This is a genomic window from Variovorax sp. HJSM1_2, assembly GCF_049316285.1.
Taxonomy (GTDB): Bacteria; Pseudomonadota; Gammaproteobacteria; order Burkholderiales; family Burkholderiaceae_C; genus Rhodoferax_B.
Map to the genome: position 1 here is coordinate 83,017 of NZ_JBMOXA010000004.1, position 24,615 is coordinate 107,631.

Below are 24,615 nucleotides of genomic sequence, written 5' to 3' on the forward strand. Positions count from 1 at the left end.
TAACCCCCAGGGCCACAAGCCATGCGCCTGAATCACTCCATCATTTTTGCCGCGACCTCGCTTGCCATTGCCACGCATCAGATGCCTGCATACGCCGCGTCTGCGAACCAAAGTCAGGCTGTCGCCATCGCTCGCGCCGGAGGGTTTGATGCAGCTCTACCAGAGCTTGAACGCTTTGTTCAACAGAATCCCCAAAACCTCCGGTACAGGTATGACTGGGTGACAGTGCTCAGTTGGGCCGGGCGCCACGATCAAGCGATTTTGGAAAGTCAATCGATCAAGCAGGGAAAAGATGTTCCGACCTATGTGCTGATGGCGATTGGGAAGTCGTCCTTATCGGCCACCACCAAAGACACCAAACGCGCCCTCGCAACTTATGGCGCCATCGTTAAACGCGAACCGGCGAATGCCGATGCGAGACTAGGACTGGCGTTGGCGCAATTGGAAGACCATCAACTGAACGCGGCCGATCAAAACTACACCACGACGCTGGCACTCGCCCAACAATCCCCCAAAATACTTGGGGCTGCCATCGACGCTTTGATGGCCCGACACGAAGCCGAACGTGCAGAGCCATTTCGTCGACGTCTGATGTCCCTAGAAGGAGCGCCAGCAACATTGCCCCAAACCTTGCCATCGGTGCCAGAAAATGCGCGCGAGACAAATGTTCAGGTCGCGCTGGATACCGCCGAAGCAAATGCGATAGACGCGGAGAAACTTGCCGATTTCTCGCGACGGCAGGAGTTGAATGCTCAGCACATTCGCGCGGCAGAAAAGCGTCTAGACCAGGATTTCGGCATCAACCGTTATCAACTCATCGATGCCGCAATTGCCGAAAATGAGAGATTGATTTCTGAGGCGAACACCTTGCAGGCAAAGGACACCCTTTTGCGCCTACGCAAGGATCGAGTTGTCGCGCTACGCGACCGCCAACGTGCAGCAGAAGCATTAGCCGAATTCGAGGCCTTGGATGCAGAGGATGTAACGCTCCCCCCTTATGTTGTCAATGCTGCAGCCGATGCGGCTATGCAGTTGCGCCAGCCCTTGCGGGGGCGAGATTTTTACTTGCGTTCACTGCAACAAGATGAAGGCAATCTTGGGACAAGAACAAGCTTGATGTACGCACATCTTGAAGCGGAAAACTTTGCCTCTTCTGAAAACGTTTTACAGGATCTGATGACGCAGACGCAAAACGCTGCAGGTACACGGCGCACCCAAGCCACGATCATGCGCTTTGCTGATCGGCTTGAAGAAGCTGATGCCGCAACACAAGCGCTGATGACTGAGCTACCGAAAGACGCAGGCATTTGGCTAGCCAGAGCTGATCTACTGGCGGCTCGTGGTCTTCCACGCGCAGCTGCAAAGTTGTACACACAGGTTCTGACAGTGGAGCCGACGCACATTGGCGCGCGGGTTGGTCTGGCGAACGCGACTTGGGCACAGGGCGACATTGCTGGCGCAGCAGAGATGGTCAAAACCCTAGAGGCCGAGGCACCGGAACACCCTGCGGTACGCCGTTTGAAAAACGATTGGCAACGTCGGCAACGACCACTTTTCGTCACTACGGTGACCCAGGGTTATGGGCAAGGGCGTGTTTCAGGGAACGATGACATGACCTGGGAATCAGTGCTCTACAGCGGGCAAACCGATCTTGGTTTACGCGTCTTTGCCACTCAACATCTGGCACACGCTCAGTTCAATGGGGACTCAGCCCAACATGAGCGCCTTGGTGCGGGCATCGAGTTCACACAAAAAGACATCCAAGCCACCTTAGAACTAGGCAAAGATCAGCGCAATGGCCGCGACACGGTCTGGGCTGCTGGCGTTGGCTGGCAGGCCAACGACCACATATCGGCACGCGTTCGTTATGAAAGCGAGACCAATGATTTCCCTTTGAAAGGCAGACTACCTAACGCTGAGGATTGGGCTCCAACATATTTGTACGCTAGCAAGGCTGTCGCCGGTGTGGCCTACACCTGGAACGAGTCGCGGAAAGTTGCGGCCGACTTAGCCTATTACGACTTCAACGACGGCAACAAACGCAAGGCGCTTTCGGTCGCCTGGACGGAACGCTTGTACAGCGGTTATGGGCGTACGGTCGACCTCCAGACGGCAGCCTACACCAGCACCAACTCTGCACAGGATGCCATCTACTTCAATCCTAAAAAAGACATTGCATTGTCTGCGACGCTAAGCGGAGATTGGCAGCTATGGCGGGAGTATGAGCGCTCATTCAACCACCGCCTTGCTGCCACCTTGGGTCTTTATCGCCAGACCAGCAATGTGCGAACAAATAACACATGGGGAGAAACAACATATGGCTGGAACAATTTTTACGACTATCGGTATGAGCACGAATGGCGCTGGGGCCAGGATCGATCGACCCGCTATGGCATTGGTGTTCGGCGTTTCCCATATGACGGGCAATACGAGACCAAAGGTTATCTCTACCTCCAGTTGACATGGCGCTTCTGAACACCATCACCGCTCTTCACATCCGCACAGGAGAAGCAACTTGGAAAATCTACTAAGCGATTCGGTGATAGGCATGGTGTTTGATTTCACCTTCTATTACCCGCTGTTCATGGCCTATCTATGGATGTGTGGTGGCCTCTACTACTATTTTCATTACGAGCGCCATGACCCTCCGTTTGATCGGCCTGCGGCACTTCCGGTGTATCCCCCGGTCAGCATTCTGGTGCCCTGCCACAACGAAGAGGAAAGCATTCAAGATACGGTGGCGGCACTGCGTGCCATCGACTATCCAGAATATGAAATTCTGTTGATCGACGATGGCTGCACCGACAAGACACCGGGGATGCTTGACCGCATGGCCAAAGAAGACCCGCGGATTCGCGTCATTCACCAAGCGCGCAACCAGGGGAAGGCTGTAGGACTCAACACTGCGGCAGTCCTGGCTCGGCACGACTACTTCCTGTGTATCGACGGCGACTCCATCGTCGACCCGCATTGTTTGAAATGGATGATGCGCCATCTCATAGACAGTCCTCGTGTCGGCGCCGTGACCGGAAATCCACGTATCCGCACGCGTTCAAGCTTGCTCGGCCGCATACAAGTGGGCGAGTTCTCTTCTATTATTGGTTTGATCAAACGAGCGCAGCGTACTTACGGAAAGGTGTTCACCGTTTCCGGCGTGATGGTTTGCTTTCGCCGCTCCGCGCTGCATGACGTCGGTTATTGGAATCCCGACGCCTTGACCGAAGACATAGACATTAGCTGGCGCCTGCAGTTGCGGCATTGGGACGTGCGGTTTGAGCCCAACGCACTGTGCTGGATCCTCATGCCTGAAACGCTTCGCGGCCTTTGGCGGCAACGCCTACGTTGGGCCATGGGCGGAACCCAGGTACTTTTTAGCCAAGATGCATTGTTTGGAAAGTGGCGCCATCGCCGCATGCTGCCCGTCTATCTGGAGTATTTCATAAGCGTCCTTTGGGCTTATGCAATGGTGGCCATTTTTGTACTCTGGGCCTTGGGTCATTTCGTCACGCTATCACCGGATTTGTACGTCCAGACACTTTTACCTGGGTGGAACGGCATGGTCATCGGTACCACCTGCCTCCTGCAGTTCGCAGTGTCGATGTTTCTGGACTCTCGCTACGAAAAAGGCGTTGGCCGCTACTACTACTGGATGATCTGGTATCCACTGGCTTACTGGACGCTAAATGTTTTTACCACCTTAGTGGCGATCCCTCGCGTCGCAATCAGAGGCAAAAAGCGCGCGACATGGGTAAGCCCAGACCGAGGAATTCACCCATGAGCACACTCATCATCGAAAGGCCAGACCTTCAGGACTGGCAAAGAAAAACGGTGTTCAGCATTTTGACTGCCGCGTTTTGGCTGGCATGGATCCTCTTGTGGATGCCATTGATCACACTGGCGGGTTGGTTTTTCTTTGGCGTCCAGTTCAATCTTCAAATGTTCGAGTTACATGGCGCAACACGCTTCTTGAATGTGCTGCTGCTCTATCTCGCCGTGATTGTTTGCCTGGGTGGAAGCTTGACGCTGTGGGCGCTATACAACCACTACCGGTTCAAAGGTGTTGACCGCCGCAAGGAGACAGCAGCACCCACTCCAAACGACTTGGCGCAATGGACAAACCATCATGCTGAAAAGATTGGTGTATGGCGCGAGCTGTCCAACTTGACCGTCCACCATGATGCTAAAGGCCGGATTGAGAGGGTTACGCATGCCATCCCGCCGCTCGCTTGATGTCTCAGGCGCTGACGGTTTGCAAGCTGGCAACCTTCTCTGCGGGCAGCACGCTACCGCCGCCATGTTTTTCACCGGTCATATCGATGTCGCCACCTTTCATCAGCAGAAAGACCGCCAAGGCAGCGAATACAGCAAATCCGACAATAATTTTCCACATAGCCTGTCCTAAAAGAAGGCCCTCCATTCAGGAGGGCCCGGGTTCTCAATTCAGAGGTGTAACTGCTACCTCATCGTTCCGACATCGAGTGTCAGTCGTTGGCGTAGATGTCAACGTCTTTGGTTTCCTTGATGAACAAGGTGCCCACGACCAGGGTCACGGCAGCAATGACAATCGGATACCACAATCCGTTATACATATTGCCGGTCTGCGCCACGATTGCCACCGCCGTGGCTGGCAGCAAGCCGCCAAACCAACCGTTGCCAATATGGTATGGGAGTGACATGGAGGTATAGCGAATGCGGGTCGGGAACATTTCCACCAGCATGGCAGCAATCGGACCGTAAACCATGGTCACCAGAATCACCAGGTAGATCAGCAAAGCACCCAGCGTCACCTTGTCGATCTTCGCGGGATCTGCCTTGGCTGGGTAACCCGCAGCCTTCAAGTCATCAGCCACCAGTTTCTTGAACTCAGCATCCTTCTTCTTCAGGTCGTCGGCACTCAGACCTGCTGCGGAATAGCTTGGAATGGCCGTCTCGCCAATTTTGATGGTGGCCACGGAACCCGGCGCGCCAACGACGTTGTCATAACTCACAGAGCTTGCAGACAGCACTTGCTTTGCAATGTCGCAAGAACTCGTGAACTTCGAGGTGCCCGTGGGGTTGAACTGGAATGAACATTCCTTTGGATCTGCCGTCACCACCACCTTGTTCTTTTCTTGCGCGATCGCCAGATCAGGGTTGGCAGCCTTGGTGATGGCGGTGAACACGGGGAAGTAGGTCACGATGGCCAACAAGCAGCCGGCCATGATGATGGGCTTGCGGCCAATCTTGTCCGACAAGGTACCGAAGATCACGAAGAACGGCGTGCCGACGATCAGCGCAATGGCGATCATCACGTTGGCGGTGACCGCATCGACCTTCAAAGCCCCCGTCAGGAAGAACAGCGCGTAGAACTGGCCGGTGTACCACACCACGGCCTGACCAGCGGTCAAACCCACCAGCGCCAGAATCACCACCTTCAGATTGCGCCATTGGCCGAACGACTCGGACAAAGGAGCCTTAGAGGTTTTACCTTCCGCCTTCATCTTCACGAAAGCGGGCGATTCATTCATGCTCAAGCGGATGTAGACCGACACACCCAACAGCAGAATCGACACCAGGAACGGAACGCGCCAGCCCCAATCGGCAAATGCGGCATCACCCACGGCAAGACGCACACCCAAGATCACCAACAGTGACAGGAACAGGCCCAGCGTCGCCGTGGTTTGAATCCACGAGGTGTAGGCGCCGCGTTTGTTACGCGGTGCATGCTCGGCAACATAGGTTGCAGCACCGCCATACTCACCGCCCAAGGCCAGGCCCTGCAACATACGCAAGACGATCAAGATGACCGGTGCGGCCACCCCGATGCTGGCGTAGTTGGGCAAGATGCCAACGATGAAGGTCGACAAACCCATGATCAGAATCGTCACCAGGAAGGTGTACTTGCGGCCGATCATGTCACCCAATCGGCCAAACACCAGCGCGCCGAATGGCCGCACGATGAAGCCAGCGGCAAAAGCCAGCAGCGAGAAGATGGTGCGCGATGCAGGATCCAGTGCAGAGAAGAACTGGTTGCCGATCACGACGGCCAAGGTGCCGTAAAGATAAAAGTCGTACCACTCGAACACCGTGCCCAGCGACGAAGCGAAGATCACCTTCTTCTCTTCGGCCGACATGGGACGATTTGCGTCTGCAGTTGCCATGTTGTTTGTCTCCTATAGATGGAATCGACTCCGCCTGTGGACGGAGCCTGCAAACAAGTATGGGACTCTGCAATGACCACTAACTGACGTCAAACCAACAACTTCTTACACCAAACTGAACGTTTTCTGACGCCTTAGGGCGCAACCCTAGGGCTATTTTTCTTCATGCAAAATTGCGCGGGTTTCCACCTAAGGTGCGTTCCCTAGCGTGCCGGGAGCAGGGCTAGCGTCAAGCCAAGCTGTTGGATTTCAGCAGACGCGCTTTGGCCGTACGCGTAATAGCGGCCACACACGGGTGTGAGATACGCCGTTCGACCGATATGGCGAAGAACTCCTCGACCAGCTCATCCGTGCGAGCCAATACCTCGACGTCAAACTGTGTGCGAATTTCATCTTCCAACACAGTCGGTGACAGAAAAACGCCCTGCCCTTCACGCCCAAAAGCGTTCATCAAGGCACTGTCATCAAACTCGGCCACGATACGTGGCCGCAGTTGATGTGTCACAACCCATTGGTCAAACTGCTGTCGTATGGCGGAAGTTGCCCCTTGGATCAACATCGGCGCGTCATTCAAGCAGGCTGGGAAAGGTCCCGACAAGCCCGCCTTCAACGACGGTGCACAGAGAAAACTCATAGGGCTTGAACCCAAGGTGTGGTTAAACGCCTTGACGCTGATTTTTCTCGACATACGTTCGTCAGCGATCACCAGATCCAGTCGGTGCAACGCCAGCTGCGCCAGCAAGTCTTCGTATTTGCCTTCGTGGCAGATCATGCGTACCGCCTGAGGCACTTGCAAAGCAGGTTCCAGCAAGTGATAAGCCACCGACTTGGGAACCGAATCGGCCACCCCGACTCGAAACTCCAACGCTGTCAGATTCGATTGAACCTGCCGCACAGAGCCCTCCAGTTCGGCGCCTAGCGTAAAAATCTCATCGGCATAACGTAAGGCGACTTGGCCTTCGGCGGTGAGCTCCAGTTGACGGCCACGTTTGCTGAAAAGTTTGTGACCTAGGTCGTCTTCCAGCAACTTGATTTGCCCAGACAAGGTTTGCGGCGTAATGTGCAGCTGTTCGCTGGCGCGCATGATGCCGCCGGACTTGGCAACCATCCAGAAATAGCGTAAATGTTTGAAGTTCAAGGGTAAGTCCTCAATATTATTCGAGTAATTCGAATAGTTTTGAATATAAAAACGAATATACGCGAAGTGTTGAAGCAGCTACATTAGCTACATGGCAAGTTCGAAGTGAAAGGAATACACCATGCGTTTAACCACCAAAGGACGTTTTGCCGTGACGGCAATGTTGGACCTTGCGCTGCGGGAAAACCGTGGTGCGGTCACGTTATCGGCCATCAGTGCCCGGCAGCAAATTTCGCTGTCTTATCTGGAGCAACTGTTTAGCCAACTGCGCCGCGCAGGACTTGTAGAGAGCATCCGCGGCCCAGGCGGCGGCTACACGCTGGGGCGCAAGCCAGCGGCGATTACGGTTGCCGACATTGTGTTGGCCGTTGAAGCGCCACGCGCCGCCACGGCACGTCGCACCACCGATGGCGCTGAAAGTGCCGGCCACGGTGTGTCCAGCGAATTGTGGGACAAACTCAGCGCCAACATGGTGGACTACATGCAAGCCATCACGCTGCGCAGCTTGGTCAACGAGCAATTGGCCAAGGGTGTGACGCTTGAGCAAGAGCCGAAGAAGCGCTCGCTGTTCTCCGGCCCCAAACCAAAGCCGTTTTCGGTCACCGCACCGAACTCGGTGTTCACACTGGGTCAGCCGCTGAAACTGGGTCGCTAAAAAAGCCCGGGCTTTCAGGCCAATCAAAAATGCCGCCTCGTCGTGATGACTGGCGGCATTTTTGTGGGTGAGACGCGAATCCTAAAGACTCGCGCTGGTACTTTGTGCAGTTCGCAAGTGGTTCACGTCGTTGCGCAAATCTGCAGCCCAGGTGCGGCGGTCGCGCCCGTCTGCACGTTGCAAGGCACCGTAATTCACCTCCGCTGCAATCGCGCTGGCCGATAAGGTTCGCCAAACAGAGCCGAGCAGCGTCTCGTCTCCAACATAACTCGGGGCGAAACTGGTTTCGCCGGTGCGCCGGTCTATGAAGCGCAGCGCCACTGGCTGCACTGCCGCATCAGCAGAAATGGCGGCCTGGATCAGATTTGCGTGGAATGGCAAGACGGTGACACCGTCGCCGGTGGTGCCCTCGGGAAACACCGCTACCACGTCACCTCCCCGCAGGCTGTCGGCCATGTGGTGCACCACACGCATGGCGTCGCGGCGTGATTCACGCTCGATGTAGAGCGTGCCAGCGGCTGTTGCCAGCGTCCCCACGACCGGCCACTGCTTGACGTCCGACTTGGACACAAAGCGGCAATAACCAGCGGCGTGCAGCACCACGATGTCTAGCCATGAAATGTGATTCGCCACCAGCAACACGGCATCGTCTTCGGCCAACTGGCCCGACACACGCAGGTCGATGCCAAACACCTGCAGCATCTCACCCGCCCAGACTTGCACACGCGCACGCTGCTGGGCGGTGCTGAGTTTAGGAAACGTTCGCTTGACCGTCCAAAAGCCGCGCGCCAGATGCCAGCTGACACGCGTCAGCTTTGCCGCCACCACCACAGCAGCAAACGGCATCCGAATCATTCTGCGTGTGTTCAATGCCGTGCGCTGCGCTCAAACGCGACATGTCCGGCCACCAAGGTGCTGGTGACGCGGCCGGGCAATTCGTAACCCGAAAACGGCGTGTGTTTGCCCTGGCTGCGCAGGGTTTCGGCACCCACGGTCCACATGACCGCAGGGTCAAATACACACACATCCGCCACACCACCTTCGACCAATTGGCCGACGCTGGCCTGTAAGGTGCCCAGCGTGTTGCCGATGACACGCGCAGGCGCCTCGGTGACGACCGAGATCGCGCGTTGCAATGGCACACCTTGTTCCTGGTGCCATTTCCAGGCTTGGCTCAACAGCAGCTCCAGGCCGGTAGCGCCGGGTTCCGCTTCAGCAAACGGCAAGGTCTTGGCGTCTTCGTCTACCGGCGTGTGATCCGATACCAACGCGTCTATCGTGCCGTCGGCCAGGCCTTGGCGCAGCGCATCGCGGTCGCGTTGTTGGCGCAGCGGCGGGTTCAGGCGTGCGCGGCTGTCGAAGTAGCCGATATCGGCGTCGGTGAGTTGCAGCGAGTTGATGCTGACATCGCAGCTCACGGGCAAACCTGCCGCCTTGGCCTGGCGCACCAGTTCCACACCGGCGGCGCTGCTGATGCGGCACAGGTGCACGCGTGCGCCATTGGTTTTCATCAACTCGAAAATGATGTGCAAGGCAATGGTTTCCGCCGCCACGGGCACACCGCTCAAACCCATGCGTGTGGCCAACGCGCCACTGGCGACTACGCCCTTGCCCAGGTGGTACTCCTGCGGGCGCAGCCACACGGTGTAACCGAAGGTGCTGGCGTACTGCATGGCGCGCTGCAGCACCAGCGTGTTGTCCAGCGCCACTTCGGCCTGGCTGAAGCCCACACAACCGGCCTCGGTCAACTCGTGCATTTCGGTCAGCACCTGGCCCTCCAGGCCACGCGTCAACGCACCCAGCGGGAACACACGCCCTTGGTGCAACTTCTCGGCACGGAACTTCAACATCTCGACCAGGCCAGGCTCATCGAGCACCGGGTCGGTGTCCGGCGGGCAGACCAGGCTGGTCACGCCACCGGCCGCCGCCGCGGCCATTTCGCTCTCGAGCATGCCTTCGTGTTCGTAGCCCGGCTCGCGCAGGCGCACCGCCAGGTCGACCAGGCCAGGCAGCACCAGGCAGCCAGTTGCATCGATGGTTTTGCCCGGCTTGAAATCGGCCGGTGTGTTTTGAATGCCGATGATGCGGCCCGAGGCAATGGCCACGTCGCCCACCACGTCCAAGCCGCTGGCGGGGTTGATGACCCGGCCGTTTTGAATCAATATCTTCATGCCTCGTTCCCCGCCACAATACCCATCACCGCCATACGTACCGCAATCCCGAAGGTGACCTGCGGCAAGATCACGCTTTGTTTGCCATCGACCACGGCCGAGTCGATCTCCACCCCACGGTTGATCGGCCCGGGGTGCATCACGATGGCGTCCGGCTTGGCCAGCGCCAGCTTTTCGGGCGTCAGCCCAAAGCTCTTGAAATACTCCTGGCTGGATGGCAGCAACGCGCCGCTCATGCGTTCGTTCTGCAGGCGCAACATGATCACCACGTCGCAGCCCTTGATGCCTTCTTCCAGCGAGTGGAACACGCGCACGCCCATCTGCGCCATGTCGCCCGGCACCAGCGTCTTGGGGCCGACCACACGCACTTCGGCACAACCCAGCGTGGTCAGCGCGTGGATGTCGGAGCGTGCCACCCGCGAGTGCAACACGTCGCCGACGATGGCCACCGTCAGGTTGCTGAAATCCTTCTTGTAGTGGCGGATGGTAAACATGTCGAGCAGCCCCTGCGTGGGGTGCGAGTGCCGTCCGTCGCCCGCATTGATCACATGCACATGCGGCGCCACATGCTGCGCGATCAGGTAGGGCGCGCCGCTTTCACTATGGCGCACCACAAACAGGTCGGCAGCCATGGCCGACAGGTTGGCAATGGTGTCCAGCAGCGACTCGCCCTTGGAAGCCGAGGAGCGTGCAATGTCCAGGTTGATCACGTCGGCCGACAGGCGCGTAGCCGCGATCTCGAAGGTCGTGCGTGTGCGTGTGGAGTTCTCAAAGAACAGGTTGAACACACTTTTGCCGCGCAACAACGGCACCTTCTTGACCTCACGGTCGTTCACGCTGACGAAGTTGGCCGCCGTGTCGAGAATCTGCGTGAGGATGCTTTTGGGCAGCCCTTCCACCGACAACAGGTGGATCAGTTCGCCGTTTTTATTCAGTTGTGGATTGCGTTTACTCAGCATGGCTTACCTCTTCTCAAACCTCTCAAACTTCTCAAACCGCTTCAACCCTTGACCTTGAACGTCAGCTGCCCCGCGCCGTCTTTCGCCAGCGCCAAAGAGTGCGTCGGCGCCAACGCCACACGCGCCGCTGCAAAGTCGGGCTGAATCGGCAGCTCTCGCCCGCCACGGTCCACCAGCACCGCCAGCTTCACCGACTTGGGCCGACCGTAGTCAAACAATTCATTGAGCACCGCGCGTATGGTGCGACCGGTGTACAGCACGTCGTCCAGCACGATGATGTCAGCGCCATTCACATCGAACGCCAGCGCCGTCTGCCCGCCGCTGCTGGGCACCAGGCCACGGCGCGAGAAGTCGTCGCGGTGCATGGTGGACGTAATGAAACCCGGCGTGCCCGGCAGCTGCAAGTCGGCCTGCAGCCGCTCCACCAACCACGCGCCACCCGAAACGATGCCGACCAGCCGCGTCTCTGGCGTGCACATGGCGCGCACACCGCGCAGCAGTTCGCGGTACAGGGCTTCTGCGTCCAGCAGCAGCGCGCCGGTGGCCGCACCAGCGTTTGCCTCGCTTGGGGTGCTCATGGAATGCTCCTTAAAAATTGTTCAAGAATGATGCAGGCCGATGCCGCGTCGGCATCTTTGGCGCCCGCAGCCAGCGCTTCGGTGGTGCTGTAACGCTCATCCACCTCAAACACCGGCAAGTTGAATCGGCCACGCAACTGGCGCGCAAACTTTTGTGCGCGGCGCGTGTTGTCGTGCGGCGCCCCGTCAGGGTGGAAGGGCACGCCCACCACCAAGGCATCGGGTTGCCATTCACGCAAGCGCGCAGCCACCTGCTCAAAACGCGCAGCCTCACCCTCGGCCTGGATCGTGCGCTGTGGCGTGGCGCTGCGCATCATGCGGTTGCCCGAGGCCACCCCGGTGCGCTTCTGACCAAAGTCAAAAGCCAAAAATGATTGCAAATGGGAGGGAAAAGATTCGGCGATGGCAGTGACCTGGTCAGTCATGCCACACCCGCGATACACATGCGACCAGCCCACATCATGCGTGCCCCGCTTCTGGCGACAGCATCCAGGCCTGCAGGCCCAGCAGCAGCAATGCCTTTTCATAACGCTGTTCATACGGCGTATCGAACAGCACCCCGAGGTCGGCCTCCACCGTGAGCCAGCTGTTTTCGCCCAGCTCGGCTTCCAGTTGGCCCTCTCCCCAGGCCGAATAACCCAGTGTGACCAGCACGCGGCGCGGGCCGTTGCCGGTGGACAAAGCCTCCAGCACGTCGCGCGAGGTGGTCATCTCCAGCCCGCCGGGAATGGTCATGGTCGAGGCGTAGATCGACTCCACGTCTGACTCGATCTCACCGGGCACGGCATTGCTATCGTCCACCGCCAGCACGGCCTCGTGCAGCACAAAGCCGCGCTCGGTCTGTACCGGGCCGCCTTGGAACACCACGCTGTCGGTCAAATCGGTGCGCAGCAGCGGCAACTCCACCTTGTCGAACAGGGTTTTAAGATCGATGTCAGAGGGCTTGTTGATCACCAGGCCCAATGCACCGCGCTCGCTGTGTTCGCACAAATAGACCACACTGCCAGCAAAAGCTTCGTCCTCCAGCCCGGGCATGGCGATCAGGAAATGATGCGTCAGGTTCATGGGCGCAGAATCAAGTGTCATACCCAAATTTTAACGCCTTCAAAGGTTACAGATTGCCCCACGCTCAGGACAAGAAATATGCCACCGGCCTGGTCTGGTTTCGCCGCGATCTGCGCAGCTTTGACCATGCAGCCCTGTACCACGCACTGAAATCCTGCCGCCAGGTGCACTGCGTCTTTGTGTTTGACCAGGACATCCTGGCCCCCCTGCTGGCGCAGGGCATAGAAGCCGACCGCCGGGTGGAATTCATCCTCGCCTGCGTGGCCGAGCTGGATGGCGCCTTGCACAAGCTGGGCCAACAAGCCGGGGTGGCAGGCGGCCCTACCGGCCTCATCGTGCGCCACGCCTCGGCGCGCGAAGCCATTCCGGCCCTGGCGCAGGAACTCCATGCCCAGGCGGTTTTTGCCAACCATGACTACGAACCCGACAGCCAGACGCGCGACGCCATGGTGCGCGGCGCATTGGCGCACGTGGGCATCTCGTTCCTGACCAGCAAAGACCAGGTGATTTTCGAGCGCGACGAGTTGCTCACCCAGCAGGGCCGCCCCTATGGAGTGTTCACACCCTACAAAAACGCCTGGCTGCGCAAGCTCAACGCCTTCTACCTGAAGCCCTACCCGGTGGCACGCTACGCCGCCAGCCTGGCCTCCTTGCCGCAGCCCCAGCCGCCTTTGCCCAGCCTGCAAACGCTGGGTTTTGTGCCCAGCAATCTGTCCAGCCTGCCCGTCCCCACCGGCGCCAGCGGCGGCGCGCAGCTGTGGGAGGCTTTTTTTGAGCGCATCGACCGCTACCAGGCCACACGCGACTTCCCGGCGGTCAAAGGTCCGAGCTACCTGAGCGTGCATCTGCGCTTTGGCACGGTGTCCATCCGTCAGTTGGCGGCTGGTGCGCATCAGCTCGCACTGCAAGGTTTTCAGGGTGCTGCCGTCTGGCTCAGTGAACTGGTCTGGCGCGACTTTTATTTTCAGATCCTGCACCACTTCCCGCACGTCGAGCACAAAGCCTTCAAGCCCGAGTACGACGCCATCAAATGGGAACACGGCGCCCACGCCAAGGCGCTGTTCGCCGCCTGGTGCGAAGGGCGCACCGGCTACCCGCTGGTGGATGCGGCCATGGCACAAATCAACCAGAGTGGCTACATGCACAACCGCCTGCGCATGGTGGCAGCCAGCTTTCTGATCAAGGACCTGGGCATAGACTGGCGCTGGGGCGAGATGTATTTCGCCCGGCATCTCATCGATTTTGATCTTTCCGCCAACAACGGCGGCTGGCAATGGGCCGCCTCCAGCGGCTGTGACGCGCAACCCTACTTCCGTATCTTCAACCCCGTCAGCCAAAGCCAGAAGTTCGACCCCGAGGGCAAGTTCATCCGCCGCTACCTGCCGCAACTCGCTGCCCTGCCCACGGCCGCGCTGCATGCACCGTGGACGGCGGCCCCCGAGGTCCTGCACGCCGCCGGTGTGCGCCTGGGCGAGAACTACCCGCGCCCCATCATCGCCCACGACCTGGCACGCGAGGCCACACTGCTGCGCTACGCCGTGGTGAAAAAAACGCACACCCTGCCCACAAGCGCCAAGCCCGCAAGCCGTCAACGCAAGAGTTGATAGCTACTCATTTGATAGCACTCAGCGCATAAGCTAAAAGCGTCAGAAGCCTTTTTCTCTTGAGTTTCAGAATCGATCAAACACTTCAACGAGGAGCCAAGATGTCATTTCAAGCCTATCTGGACAACATCCAAAGCAAAACCGGCAAGAGTCCCGACGACCTGCGCAAACTCGCCAAGGCCAAGGGCTTCACCGATGGCAACGGTCTGCGCGCCGGCGTCAAGGCGGGCGACATCATTGCCTGGCTCAAAGAGGATTTCGACCTGGGGCACGGTCACGCCATGGCCATCGTGGCCTTGCTCAAAGGCAGCAAACAAGAAGCCGGAAAGTCGTGACAAAAAACGGGGCGGCGTGTAGGCTGGAGCGAACAAATATTTAGTTACAGGGATACCCGTCGAAGATGTCGCAGCCAACCGCGTACGAACCTATGCCGCAACAGAGCGACGAAGAGCCCATGATGTTCGCCGAGGAAGATGGGGCCAGCGAACAGGAACTGCGGCAGGACATCTGGCGCATGCTCATCGTGGACGACGAGCCGGACGTGCACACGTCCACCAAGCTCGCCTTAGCCGACGTCAAGATTCTTGGCCGTTCGCTCGAGTTCCTGCATGCCTATTCGGCGCGCGAAGCCACCCAGCTGCTACGGCTTGAAAAAGACATTGCACTGGTGCTGCTGGATGTGGTGATGGAATCCGATGACGCCGGCCTGGGGCTGGTGCGCACCATCCGCAACGAACTCAAACTGCTGGAGCTGCGCATCATCCTGCACACCGGCCAGCCCGGCTACGCGCCCGAGATCGAGACCATCCATGATTACGACATCAACGACTACAAGACCAAGTCGGAGTTGTCGCGCACTCGTTTGTATGCCAGTGTCACCTCGGCCGTGCGCGCCTACCACCAGATCCGTGCACTCGACCAATTGGCCTTTTACGACCGCCTGTGCAGCCTGCCCAACCGCAACCGCTTCATCTCGTTGATCAATGAGCGTATGGCCCAACCCGACCATGCGGCACACGCCATCGCCATCGTCGACATTGACGACTTTGCCGAAATCAACGACGCCTTGGGTCACCAGCATGGCGACCGCCTGCTGCAAGTCATTGCAGACCGCTTGTCGCTCACGTTTGGCGGTGAGGTCGCCGTGGCCCGCCTGGGCAGCGACGCCTTCGGCATCCTCGGCCCCACCGCCGCCCTGGACCCCGAGCGTCTGGTGGCGCTGTTCCAACGCCCGTTCGAAATGCCCGGCCACACCATGGCCGTGACCGCCACCAGTGGGCTTCGGCACCTGAGCGACCGCGGCATCTCGGGCCTTGAGGCGATCAAGGACGCCAACATCGCCTTGAAGCGCGCCAAAAAATCGCGGCGTGGCCACTACATGTTTTTCGCCGACGAAATGGGCGACGAAATCCGTGAACGTGTGCGCCTGCTGCAAGGCCTGCGCGTGGCCATGGACAGCGACCGGCTGTTCCTGATGTACCAGCCGCAGATCCGGCTGGACACCGGCAAACTAATGGGGGTGGAGGCCTTGGTGCGCTGGCGCAATCTGGACGGCCAATTGGTGCCACCCGACCGCTTCATCCCGCTGGCCGAATGCACCGGCCTAATCGTCAACCTGGGTGAATGGGTGATGCGCATGGCCTGCCACACCCTGCGCCAGCTGAACAAGGCGGGCCGCCCCCCGCTGCGCATGTCGGTCAACGTTTCGCATATCCAGTTCCGCAACCATGCCTTTCCGGAAATGCTGGCTGCTGCACTCGAGGACACCGGCGTCGACCCCTCGTGTGTGGAACTGGAAATCACCGAATCGGTGGCCATGGAAGAACCCGACTTCATCGTCGCCCTGCTGACGCGCCTGAAACGCATGGGGGTATCGATCGCCATCGATGACTTTGGCACCGGGTATTCGTCGCTCAGCCAACTGCGCCAGTTGCCGGTGGACCGGCTCAAGCTGGACCGCGCTTTTGTCATGGGGCTCAGCGACTCTGACCATGGCGGGCGCATCGCGGCCACCGTGGTGGAGCTGGGCCGCAATCTCAACCTGACCACCATCGCCGAGGGTATAGAGGAGGAAGGCGAGGCGCGGGTGTTGCACGAACTCGGCTGCCACGAAGGTCAAGGCTACCTGTATGCACGCCCCATGGAGCTGCCGGCACTGAAAGAGTGGATCGAAGCCTACGAGCAAAAGCGCTCCCTTGTCCAAGAATGAACGCGCCGCAGCGTCCTGTCGCTCCCACTCGTTCGTGGCTTGATCGCTCGACCGTCTTCCTCTTCTGGGCCTGCCTGCTGGCCATAGGCTTGAGCACACTGGCGTGGAGCACTTTTGAGCCCAGCCCGCGACAACGGCTGATGGTGCTGGTGCCCTTGTATTTCTTGTTCTGCGCGTTGTGTTTCTATTGGCAACGCAAACTGCAAGCCCGCTCGGCACAGTTTCTGCGCAACATGGACCAGGAGATCGCCGACCGGGAGTTGCGCTTCCAGGCCATGTTCAACAATTCACCCGCGGCGCTGGCGGTGGTGGACGTCAAAACTGCGCGCTACATGGAGGTCAATGCAGCCTGGTCTGAATTGACCGGACTGAGTCCGCAGCAGGTGCTGGGACGCACCTCGGCCGAGTTTGGCTTGTTTGCTGATGCCGCGATGCGAACCGCGATCCAGGAGCAACTCAAGCGCGACGGCGAAATCCGCGCCGCCGAATGCACCATACTGCGCGCCGATGGCACACCCAAACAATGCCTTTTTTTCTCCCGAGTGGTGGAGCTGCACCACAAAACGCTTGGCTTGAGTTGGTTGATCGATGTCTCCGACCAGCGCCGCGCCGCAAGTGAATTGCAAGCCAACCAGCGGTTGCTGGAGAACGTGATCGACGCCATTCCCATGGCCATTTTTGCCAAGGATCTGCAGTCGAACTACATCCTCGTCAACCAACAATTTGCCGCCCTGCACAGCTCCAGCAAAGCGCAACTGCTACACCAGCACACGTCCAATCTGCAGGTGCCCGAAGCAACACGCGCCAAATCGCTGATCGACGACCAATGGGTCTTCAGCCGCCGCGAAGCGCTGGAGCACCTGATTTGGCTGGAGCGGCCCTCCGGCGAGCGCACGCCCTTTCACAGCAGCAAGCGACCATTGGAAGATGGCGATGGTCAGCTGATTGGCCTGCTGGGCATCAACCGCGACATCACCGACGAACTGCGCACCCAGGAAGCCTTGCGCGCGGGCGAGGCACGCTTCTCGGCACTGTTCCACAACGCGGGCGCACCGCAACTGGTGGTCAACCCGCTTACGGGTGAGATCGAAGACGTCAACCATGCCTTTGTCCACCTCCTGGAATGCGAACGCAGCGCACTCCTAGGCCCGGCCACCGGCGACCTCGCCTGCTTTGGCGACAGGCTACGCGCCGCCTCCCCCTTGCCACAAGAAATCGTGCTGACCACGGCCACCGGTGTGCCGCGCACCGTGCTCGGCTCGGCGTTCACCATGACCACGCCGTCCGGTGATCGCCTGGCGTGGTCGCTGCAGGACGTGACCGACCAGCGCGCCGCGCGCGAACAAATGCAGCGCATGACGCAGACCCTGGAAGCCGCGGTACAAAAACGCACGGAGGAATTGACCCAGGCGAATGCCGAGCTGCGCAGCGCGCTGCTAAGCCTGGAGCAGTCGCAGCAAGCGCTGCTGCGCTCCGAAAAATTGGCGGCATTGGGACGCATCGTGGCCGGCGTGGCGCACGAACTCAACACGCCGATTGGCAACAGTCTGCTCTCGGCGACAACGCTGGTGCACCAGACCGAGAAACTGCAGGAACAGATCAACAGCGGCCTGCGGCGCTCGTTTCTCGATGCTTACATGAGCACGGCGCAAGACGCGGTATCGATTCTGCTGCGCAATCTGCAACGCGCAGCCGAGCTGATTGGCAGCTTCAAACAGGTGGCGGTGGATCAAACCAGCTCACAACGCCGGCGCTTCGACTTGAAGGCGGTGGTCGACGAAATGCTGCTCTCCTACCGCCCCCTGTTGCGCACGGCGCATATCGACGTCGAGGTCCAAGTGGCTGAAGGTATTTGGCTGGACAGCTACCCCGGACCGCTGGGCCAGGTGGTCGGCAACCTGCTGCACAACGCCGCCATCCATGGCTACCCCGATAGCCAGGTCGGTGGCACCGTCTCGGTGGTGGCGCAATCTGGGCCAGATCAACCCGTGCGGCTGACCGTGGCCGACGCCGGGCGCGGCATCACGGCGGAAAATCTGGGGCGCATCTTCGACCCGTTCTTCACCACGCGCCTGGGGCAAGGTGGCAGTGGCCTGGGCCTGAACATCGTGCACAACATCGTCACCGGCCCGCTGGGCGGCAGCATCGAGGTCGACAGCCTCCCCGGGCGGGGTACACGCTTTATCCTCACATTGCCGCTGGTGGCACCAAAAGACAAATAAACACACAGTTTTGACGCTTGGCCATGGATTTCTACGACGCACTGACGCCGCTCTACCACCTGATCTATCCAAACTGGCAACACAGCGTGCAACTGCAAGGCGAGCAGCTCGACCAGATCATCCGCAGCCAATGGCCGGCGCACCACAGCGTGCTCGACGTCTCCTGCGGCATTGGCACCCAGACCTTGGGATTGGCGCAACGCGGCTATGCGCTCACCGCCTCGGACCTGTCGCCGCGCGAGATCGAGCGCGCACGGCGTGAGGCCCAGCAACGTGGTCTGGCCGTCAACTTCAGCGTGGCCGACATGCGCGCCGCCCACAGCGTGCACGGCACCGGCTTCGACCTGGTGCTGTCCTGCGACAACTCTGTCCCCCACCTGCTGACCGACGACGACCTGCTGCTGGCGTTTCAACAGTTCTGGGCTTGCCTGCGTCCAGGCGGCGGCTGCGTGCTCAGTGTGCGCGACTATGCGCAGGAGGCGCGTGGCAGCAACATCGTCAAACCCTATGGCGCGCGTGTGCAAGACGGCAAACGCCACGTGTTGTTCCAGGTGTGGGACTTCGACCAGGGTGGCCAGGGCGACCACTACGACCTGTCGTTCTACGTGATCGAAGACGATCTGGCCAGCGGCCAGGCGCAAACCCATGTGATGCGCTCACGCTACTACGCCATCTCGACCACACGCCTGTGTGAACTGATGGCGCAGGCAGGATTTGAAAATGTGCAGCGGCTCGACGGTGTGTTCTTCCAGCCGGTACTGGTGGGGACAAAACCCGCGCGATCGCTTATCTGACGGGGATCACCGTCGCCCGGTCCACCGCCACGGCGGTGACCGCATTTTGCGGCGAGCCATCAACCAGCTTGTCGGAATAGGTCATGTAGACCAGCGTGTTGCGTTTCTTGTCGACCATGCGCACGATGCGCAGCTTCTTGAACAACACGGACAGGCGTTCGTTGAACACTTCTTCCTGCACCTTCAAGGGCTGGGGAATGCTGATGGGGCCGACCTGGCGGCAGGCGATGGAGGCCTCGGCCTTGTCTTCGGCCAGCCCCAGTCCACCGGAGATGCCACCGGTTTTGGCGCGCGAGACGTAGCAGGTCACGCCCTCGACCTTGGGGTCGTCATAGGCCTCGACGACGATTTTGTGGTCCGGGCCTATCCACTGGAAAGCGGTATCGACTGCACCGACCTGCTGGGCCTGCGCAACGGCAGCGGCCAAACAGAGAGACACCAGCAAAGCGATTTTTTTCATGATGTTCTCTCTTTCAGGCCAGGCCATTTACGCCGGGCGTTTCACCGGGCGTTGCAGTTCAGGCAATTCGATCTTCACTTCCAGCACTTCAAGATTGTCCTGGCGTTCCAGATGCACCTTGATGTCTTCGGCATTGATCGACACGTATTTTGAAATCACCGCCACCAGCTCGCGTTGCAGCGCGGGCAGGTAGTCGGGACGGCTGTTGTCGCGGCCATTGCGTTCGTGCGCCAGAATGATCTGCAGGCGCTCTTTCGCAACCGTCGCGGTTTTCTTCTTTTCTCCGAGCAGAAAAGACAAGAAGGACATGGCTTACCTCCCGCCAAACAAACGTTTCAGAAAGCCGGGCTTCACGGCATCCACAAAACGCATGGGTTTGTCTTCGCCCAAGAAGCGGTCCACCACATCTTTGTAGGCTTCGGACACGTCCGAGCCCTGCAAATGGATGGCAGGCACGCCCTGATTCGATGCCTGCAGCACCGACTCGGACTCCGGGATCACGCCCATGAGCGGGATGCGCAGAATATCTTGGATATCGTCCAACGACAGCATCTGCCCGTCTTCAACACGCACCGGGTTGTAACGCGTGATCACCAGGTGTTCCTTGATCGGCTCGGCGCCTTCCATCGCACGTTTGGTCTTGGAACCAAGCATGCCCAGAATGCGGTCCGAGTCGCGCACCGAAGAGACTTCGGGGTTGGTGACCACCAGGGCTTCATCAGCGAAGTGCATGGCCATCAAGGCACCGGTTTCAATGCCCGCGGGCGAGTCGCAGACGATGTACTCGAAGCCCATGCCGGCCAGGTCGTTCAATACCCGCTCCACGCCGTCCTGCGTCAGCGCGTCTTTGTCGCGCGTTTGCGAAGCGGCCAATACAAACAGGTTTTCACACTGTTTGTCCTTGATCAGCGCCTGGTTGAGGTTGGCCTCGTTGTGGATCACATTGATCAGGTCGTACACCACGCGGCGCTCACAACCCATGATCAGGTCAAGGTTGCGCAGGCCCACGTCGAAGTCGATGACGGCTGTCTTGAAACCGCGCAAGGCCAGCCCCGATGCGAAGCTGGCGCTGGTGGTGGTCTTGCCTACGCCACCCTTGCCGGAGGTCACCACGATGATTTTGGCCATGGTCTTACAGGTCTTTCAGTTTCAAAAAATTTAGAGAGGTTCCATCAGCAGCTTGTCGTCCACCATACGCACCTGCGCCGGCTTGCCCAGCACATCGGCGGGCAGCGGCACTTCAGAGGTACGGTAGGTGCCGGCGATCGAGATCAACTCGGCCTCCAGGCAGGTACTGAAGATTCGGGCACTGGCATTGCCGCGCACGCCCGCAATGGCGCGACCACGCAACGGGCCATAAACATGGATGTTACCGTCGGCCAACACTTCAGCCCCGGCGTTCACGGCCGCCAGCACCACCAAGTCGGCGCCACGCGCGTAGACCTGCTGGCCGGAGCGCAGAGGTTTGTCTATCACCAGGGTGGGCACGGCGGCCGCAGCAGCCACAGGTTTGACTTCGGCCACCGGCTCGGGCGCGGCCACCGGTAATGCTGCTACAGGCTCGGCCGCCACTTGCTGCGCCGGGGCTTGCGCCACATCGGGCGCTTCCACCAGACCGGCGGCCACAGCTGCCGCGCGCTGGGCTTCGGAGCCGCCATGCACCGCCACGGGTTGCATGCGGTACTGACGCAGCAGCTTGTTCAGGGCTTTGAAGTCTATGGCGCCAGCGTCTTCAGGCAACTGCGCCAGGTTGACGAGGACCGGGTCCTGGTCAAAGAAATCGGGGGTGTCGCCAAAGCGCTCGGCCAAGGCCGCTGCCAGCGCCTTCAGATCAGCGGTTTTGAGCAGCACCGCGATCAGGGGCAAGGTCGCACTTTTAAGGTCGAAACTGGCTCTGGACGATCCGGCGGGTACTGCAGACATGGAGGGATGGTTTGCCAAAAAAACGCGCGAATGACGCACAAATGGCGGATTCTACTTGGCGCAGCAAGCGACACCCCGGGCGTTTTGGTCCCGGGCTTACACAAATGCCATCAGGCCTCGGCCACACGGCGCGCCAAGTGCGCCAGCGCCTCTTCTACCTGGTCAACCAAAACCAGGCACAAATCGCCCGGTTGCAGTTGGTCCAGCGCGTGGTCAATGGCGACAAACTCGCCGTAGATCTCTTCCACTTTCTGGGTGCGCTTGGCACCAGCCAGGCCTTCGCGCAACAGCGCCAGCACTTCGCCATCGGCGCGGCCACGCTGGCAGGCGTCCTGGAACAGGATCACGTCGTCAAACGCAGCACCCAGAATCACCGTTTGCTCGCGGATGTCCTCATCGCGCCGGTCACCGGCACCCGAGATCACCACCGAGCGGCGTTGGCCGGGCATGGCGTCCACAGCGGAAACCAAGGCACGCATGGCGTCCGGGTTGTGGCCATAGTCGGCAATGATGGTGGCACCGCGGAAGTCCATCACATTGAAGCGGCCGGGGGCGTTGTCGGCGTCGTTGGCAAAGCTGTTCATGCCGCCGCGCACGGTGTCCCAGTTCAGGCCGGCACCCCAGGCGGCGGCTACCGCGGCCATGGCGTTTTCGACCTGGAAGGAGATGCTGCCGTTGCGTGTGATTGGAATGTCGCGCAGCAAAACCTTTTCGCGCCAAGCGCCTTCGGCGGCAATGATGGCGTCGCCATCCACATACACCGTACGGCGACCTTGCGCGCGGTGCGTGGCCATCACCGGATGGTGCCTGTCGGCGGCAAAGTAGATCACCTGGCCTGGGCACGAGGTGGCCATGGCCGCGACGATGGGGTCTACCGCATTCAGCACCGCGTAGCCGGTAGGCGCCACGTTCTGCACAATCACGCGCTTCAGCACCGCCAGGTCTTCCACGGTGGTGATGAAGTTCAGCCCCAGGTGGTCGCCCTGGCCGATGTTGGTGACCACCGCCACCTGGCAGCGGTCAAAACCTAGGCCTTCACGCAGCAGGCCGCCACGCGCGGTTTCAAACACGGCCGCATCCACCTGCGGGTTCAACAACACGTTGCGCGCGCTCTTGGGGCCGCTGCAGTCGCCGCTGTCGATTTGCCGGCCTTGCACGTACACACCATCGGTGTTGGTCATGCCGACACGCAGGCCGCTGCTGGCGAACAGGTGGGCGATCAAACGCGAGGTGGTGGTTTTGCCGTTGGTGCCGGTCACGGCCACCACGGGGATACGGCCATCCTCGTCGGGTCCATACAGGTGGCTGACGATGGCGTCACCAACATTGCGGCCTTTGCCGAACGAGGGCGAGATGTGCATGCGCAAGCCCGGCGCGGCGTTGACTTCGACAATGCCGCCGTGCTGCTCTTCCAGCGGGCGCAGCATGCTTTCACACACCAGATCCACGCCGCAGATGTGCAGGCCGACCATTTGCGCCGCCGCCACGGCCTGGGCAGCGATGTCGGGGTGCACGTCGTCGGTCACATCGGTGGCGGTGCCGCCGGTGCTGAGGTTGGCGTTGTTGCGCAGCACGATGCGGTGGCCTTTTTCAGGCACCGACTCGGGCTTCAGGCCCTGCAGCGCCAAGCGCGCCACGGCGATGTCGTCAAAGCGAATTTTGGTGAGCGAGGTGGCGTGGCCATCACCACGGCGTGGGTCGGAGTTGACGATGTCCACCAACTCACGCACGGTATGTACACCGTCGCCCAGCACCTGCGGCGGGTCGCGGCGCGCGGCGGCGATCATGCGCGAGCCGACCACCAGAATGCGGAAGTCGCTGCCCGGAAGGAACTTCTCCACCATCACCTCGCCATACTCGGCCGCAGCCCGGTAGGCCACCTCCATGTGGTCACGGTCGTTGATGTTGACCGTCACACCCTTGCCCTGGTTGCCGTCCTGCGGCTTGACCACCACGGGCATGCCAATCTTGTTGGCCACGGCCCAGGCTTCGTCCACACTGGCCACAGGCTGGCCAAACGGCACTGGCACACCAGCGGCGTGCAACAGCTTTTTCGTCAGGTCTTTGTCCTGGGCAATGGATTCGGACACCGCGCTGGTTGCGTCCACCTCGGCCGCCTGGATACGGCGTTGGCGCGAGCCCCAGCCAAACTGCACCATGCTGCCCTGCGTCAGGCGGCGGTACGGAATGCCACGCGCCACAGCGGCGTCCACAATGGCGCCCGTGCTGGGGCCCAGGCGCACGTCTTCGTCGGTGTCGCGCAGTTGGTGAATGGCGGCGGCCAGGTCAAACGCCGTGCGGTTGCTGGCGGCGTCGATCAGGTTGAGCGCGGTTTGCAGCGCCAGGCGGCCCACATCTTCTTCGCTGTACTCCACCACAACCTGGTAGACACCGGGTTCCACCGTGGTGGCCGTGCGGCTGAAGGTCACCGGGCAACCGGCTTGGGCCTGCAAGGCCAGCGTGGCGCTTTCCAGCACCCGCGCCAGCGACACCGGGCCGTGCTCGCGGTCGGCCATCAGCGGGCCTACAGCGGGGAACAAGGCGCGCAGGGCCGCTTCAAAACCTGGCAGGTTTTCGATCGCTCGCTCGGCTTCGGAGCAGGTGACGATGGCCTCAATGGCCGTGTGCCGGCTCCAGAGGTTGGGGCCGCGCAGGGCTCGGATTCGGGATACTTCCATGAGTCGGGCTCTAGTGTTG

23 protein-coding genes are annotated in these 24,615 nt (G+C 60.1%); 9 read left to right on the top strand and 14 right to left on the bottom strand.

Annotated elements, in window-relative coordinates:
• Window positions 1-21 precede the first annotated feature (21 nt).
• The 3 genes from pgaA to pgaD are packed head-to-tail and all read left to right on the top strand — an operon-like array spanning window position 22 to window position 4,230.
• Window positions 22-2,475, top strand: coding sequence for a poly-beta-1,6 N-acetyl-D-glucosamine export porin PgaA (gene pgaA / locus ACFQ95_RS05950; RefSeq protein ID WP_422829916.1), 2,454 nt, complete (start codon window positions 22-24; stop codon window positions 2,473-2,475).
• A 40-nt stretch (window positions 2,476-2,515) separates the two neighbouring features.
• Window positions 2,516-3,778 carry a poly-beta-1,6-N-acetyl-D-glucosamine synthase gene (gene pgaC / locus ACFQ95_RS05955; protein WP_422829917.1) on the top strand — a complete coding sequence of 421 codons (1,263 nt, stop codon included), beginning with the start codon at window positions 2,516-2,518 and terminating at the stop codon, window positions 3,776-3,778.
• Entirely contained in the window at window positions 3,775-4,230 is a 456-nt protein-coding gene (pgaD, locus tag ACFQ95_RS05960; RefSeq protein WP_422829918.1) for a poly-beta-1,6-N-acetyl-D-glucosamine biosynthesis protein PgaD, read from the top strand. Before pgaC ends, pgaD begins: the two co-directional genes overlap by 4 nt.
• Window positions 4,231-4,234: 4 nt before the next feature.
• Here pgaD and ACFQ95_RS05965 read toward each other — a convergent pair whose 3' ends face one another.
• From ACFQ95_RS05965 to nhaR, 3 genes are all read right to left on the bottom strand, one after another.
• The gene (locus tag ACFQ95_RS05965; RefSeq protein ID WP_422829919.1) at window positions 4,235-4,390 is read right to left on the bottom strand and encodes a hypothetical protein; all 156 of its coding nucleotides are present in this window, start codon (window positions 4,388-4,390) and stop codon (window positions 4,235-4,237) included.
• 91 nt (window positions 4,391-4,481) lie between these two features.
• Window positions 4,482-6,140: an MFS transporter gene (locus ACFQ95_RS05970; protein WP_422829920.1), complete on the bottom strand. Its 1,659-nt coding sequence runs from the start codon at window positions 6,138-6,140 to the stop codon at window positions 4,482-4,484.
• 229 nt (window positions 6,141-6,369) lie between these two features.
• Window positions 6,370-7,278 (bottom strand): transcriptional activator NhaR, encoded by a 909-nt coding sequence (gene nhaR, locus ACFQ95_RS05975; protein WP_422829921.1) that lies wholly within the window; start codon window positions 7,276-7,278, stop codon window positions 6,370-6,372.
• 121 nt (window positions 7,279-7,399) lie between these two features.
• Here nhaR and ACFQ95_RS05980 point away from each other — a divergent pair, with 121 nt between their 5' ends.
• Window positions 7,400-7,933, top strand: coding sequence for an Rrf2 family transcriptional regulator (locus ACFQ95_RS05980; RefSeq protein WP_422829922.1), 534 nt, complete (start codon window positions 7,400-7,402; stop codon window positions 7,931-7,933).
• A gap of 81 nt (window positions 7,934-8,014) precedes the next feature.
• Here the strand turns inward: ACFQ95_RS05980 and ACFQ95_RS05985 are convergent, their stop codons facing one another.
• The 6 genes from ACFQ95_RS05985 to ACFQ95_RS06010 are packed head-to-tail and all read right to left on the bottom strand — an operon-like array spanning window position 8,015 to window position 12,727.
• On the bottom strand, window positions 8,015-8,779 hold the full coding sequence (locus ACFQ95_RS05985) for a lysophospholipid acyltransferase family protein (RefSeq protein ID WP_422829923.1): 765 nt from the start codon (window positions 8,777-8,779) through the stop codon (window positions 8,015-8,017).
• A 20-nt stretch (window positions 8,780-8,799) separates the two neighbouring features.
• Complete coding sequence (locus ACFQ95_RS05990; protein WP_422829924.1) at window positions 8,800-10,104, bottom strand: dihydroorotase; 1,305 nt, start codon at window positions 10,102-10,104, stop codon at window positions 8,800-8,802.
• Complete coding sequence (locus ACFQ95_RS05995; RefSeq protein WP_422829925.1) at window positions 10,101-11,063, bottom strand: aspartate carbamoyltransferase catalytic subunit; 963 nt, start codon at window positions 11,061-11,063, stop codon at window positions 10,101-10,103. Before ACFQ95_RS05995 ends, ACFQ95_RS05990 begins: the two co-directional genes overlap by 4 nt.
• A gap of 41 nt (window positions 11,064-11,104) precedes the next feature.
• Complete coding sequence (gene pyrR, locus ACFQ95_RS06000; protein WP_422829926.1) at window positions 11,105-11,641, bottom strand: bifunctional pyr operon transcriptional regulator/uracil phosphoribosyltransferase PyrR; 537 nt, start codon at window positions 11,639-11,641, stop codon at window positions 11,105-11,107.
• Window positions 11,638-12,066 carry a Holliday junction resolvase RuvX gene (ruvX, locus tag ACFQ95_RS06005; RefSeq protein ID WP_422829927.1) on the bottom strand — a complete coding sequence of 143 codons (429 nt, stop codon included), beginning with the start codon at window positions 12,064-12,066 and terminating at the stop codon, window positions 11,638-11,640. The genes pyrR and ruvX overlap by 4 nt, the downstream gene beginning before the upstream one ends.
• Before the next feature lie 34 nt (window positions 12,067-12,100).
• The gene (locus tag ACFQ95_RS06010; RefSeq protein ID WP_422829928.1) at window positions 12,101-12,727 is read right to left on the bottom strand and encodes a YqgE/AlgH family protein; all 627 of its coding nucleotides are present in this window, start codon (window positions 12,725-12,727) and stop codon (window positions 12,101-12,103) included.
• Between the two features lie 32 nt (window positions 12,728-12,759).
• Between ACFQ95_RS06010 and ACFQ95_RS06015 the strand changes: the two genes are divergently transcribed.
• The 5 genes from ACFQ95_RS06015 to ACFQ95_RS06035 all read left to right on the top strand — a co-directional run bounded on the left by ACFQ95_RS06015 (window position 12,760) and on the right by ACFQ95_RS06035 (window position 19,535).
• Complete coding sequence (locus ACFQ95_RS06015; RefSeq protein ID WP_422829929.1) at window positions 12,760-14,310, top strand: cryptochrome/photolyase family protein; 1,551 nt, start codon at window positions 12,760-12,762, stop codon at window positions 14,308-14,310.
• A gap of 101 nt (window positions 14,311-14,411) precedes the next feature.
• A complete protein-coding gene (locus ACFQ95_RS06020; protein WP_422829930.1) occupies window positions 14,412-14,645 on the top strand; it encodes a DUF4287 domain-containing protein in 234 nt (77 codons plus the stop codon).
• Window positions 14,646-14,737: 92 nt separating this feature from the next.
• Window positions 14,738-16,519 carry a putative bifunctional diguanylate cyclase/phosphodiesterase gene (locus ACFQ95_RS06025; protein WP_422829931.1) on the top strand — a complete coding sequence of 594 codons (1,782 nt, stop codon included), beginning with the start codon at window positions 14,738-14,740 and terminating at the stop codon, window positions 16,517-16,519.
• Window positions 16,516-18,741: a PAS domain-containing sensor histidine kinase gene (locus tag ACFQ95_RS06030; protein WP_422829932.1), complete on the top strand. Its 2,226-nt coding sequence runs from the start codon at window positions 16,516-16,518 to the stop codon at window positions 18,739-18,741. The genes ACFQ95_RS06025 and ACFQ95_RS06030 overlap by 4 nt, the downstream gene beginning before the upstream one ends.
• Before the next feature lie 23 nt (window positions 18,742-18,764).
• Window positions 18,765-19,535, top strand: a complete 771-nt coding sequence (locus ACFQ95_RS06035; protein ID WP_422829933.1) for a class I SAM-dependent methyltransferase — start codon at window positions 18,765-18,767, stop codon at window positions 19,533-19,535.
• Here the strand turns inward: ACFQ95_RS06035 and ACFQ95_RS06040 are convergent.
• The 5 genes from ACFQ95_RS06040 to cphA form a co-directional block, all read right to left on the bottom strand.
• Window positions 19,528-19,995 (bottom strand): CreA family protein, encoded by a 468-nt coding sequence (locus ACFQ95_RS06040; protein WP_422829934.1) that lies wholly within the window; start codon window positions 19,993-19,995, stop codon window positions 19,528-19,530. The two genes, ACFQ95_RS06035 and ACFQ95_RS06040, sit on opposite strands and share 8 nt — an antisense overlap.
• A gap of 27 nt (window positions 19,996-20,022) precedes the next feature.
• Entirely contained in the window at window positions 20,023-20,304 is a 282-nt protein-coding gene (gene minE / locus ACFQ95_RS06045; protein ID WP_422829935.1) for a cell division topological specificity factor MinE, read from the bottom strand.
• Between the two features lie 3 nt (window positions 20,305-20,307).
• Window positions 20,308-21,123, bottom strand: coding sequence for a septum site-determining protein MinD (gene minD / locus ACFQ95_RS06050; RefSeq protein WP_422829936.1), 816 nt, complete (start codon window positions 21,121-21,123; stop codon window positions 20,308-20,310).
• A gap of 30 nt (window positions 21,124-21,153) precedes the next feature.
• Window positions 21,154-21,918 (bottom strand): septum site-determining protein MinC, encoded by a 765-nt coding sequence (minC, locus tag ACFQ95_RS06055; protein WP_422829937.1) that lies wholly within the window; start codon window positions 21,916-21,918, stop codon window positions 21,154-21,156.
• A 110-nt stretch (window positions 21,919-22,028) separates the two neighbouring features.
• Window positions 22,029-24,596, bottom strand: coding sequence for a cyanophycin synthetase (gene cphA, locus ACFQ95_RS06060; protein ID WP_422829938.1), 2,568 nt, complete (start codon window positions 24,594-24,596; stop codon window positions 22,029-22,031).
• Window positions 24,597-24,615: the final 19 nt, after the last annotated feature.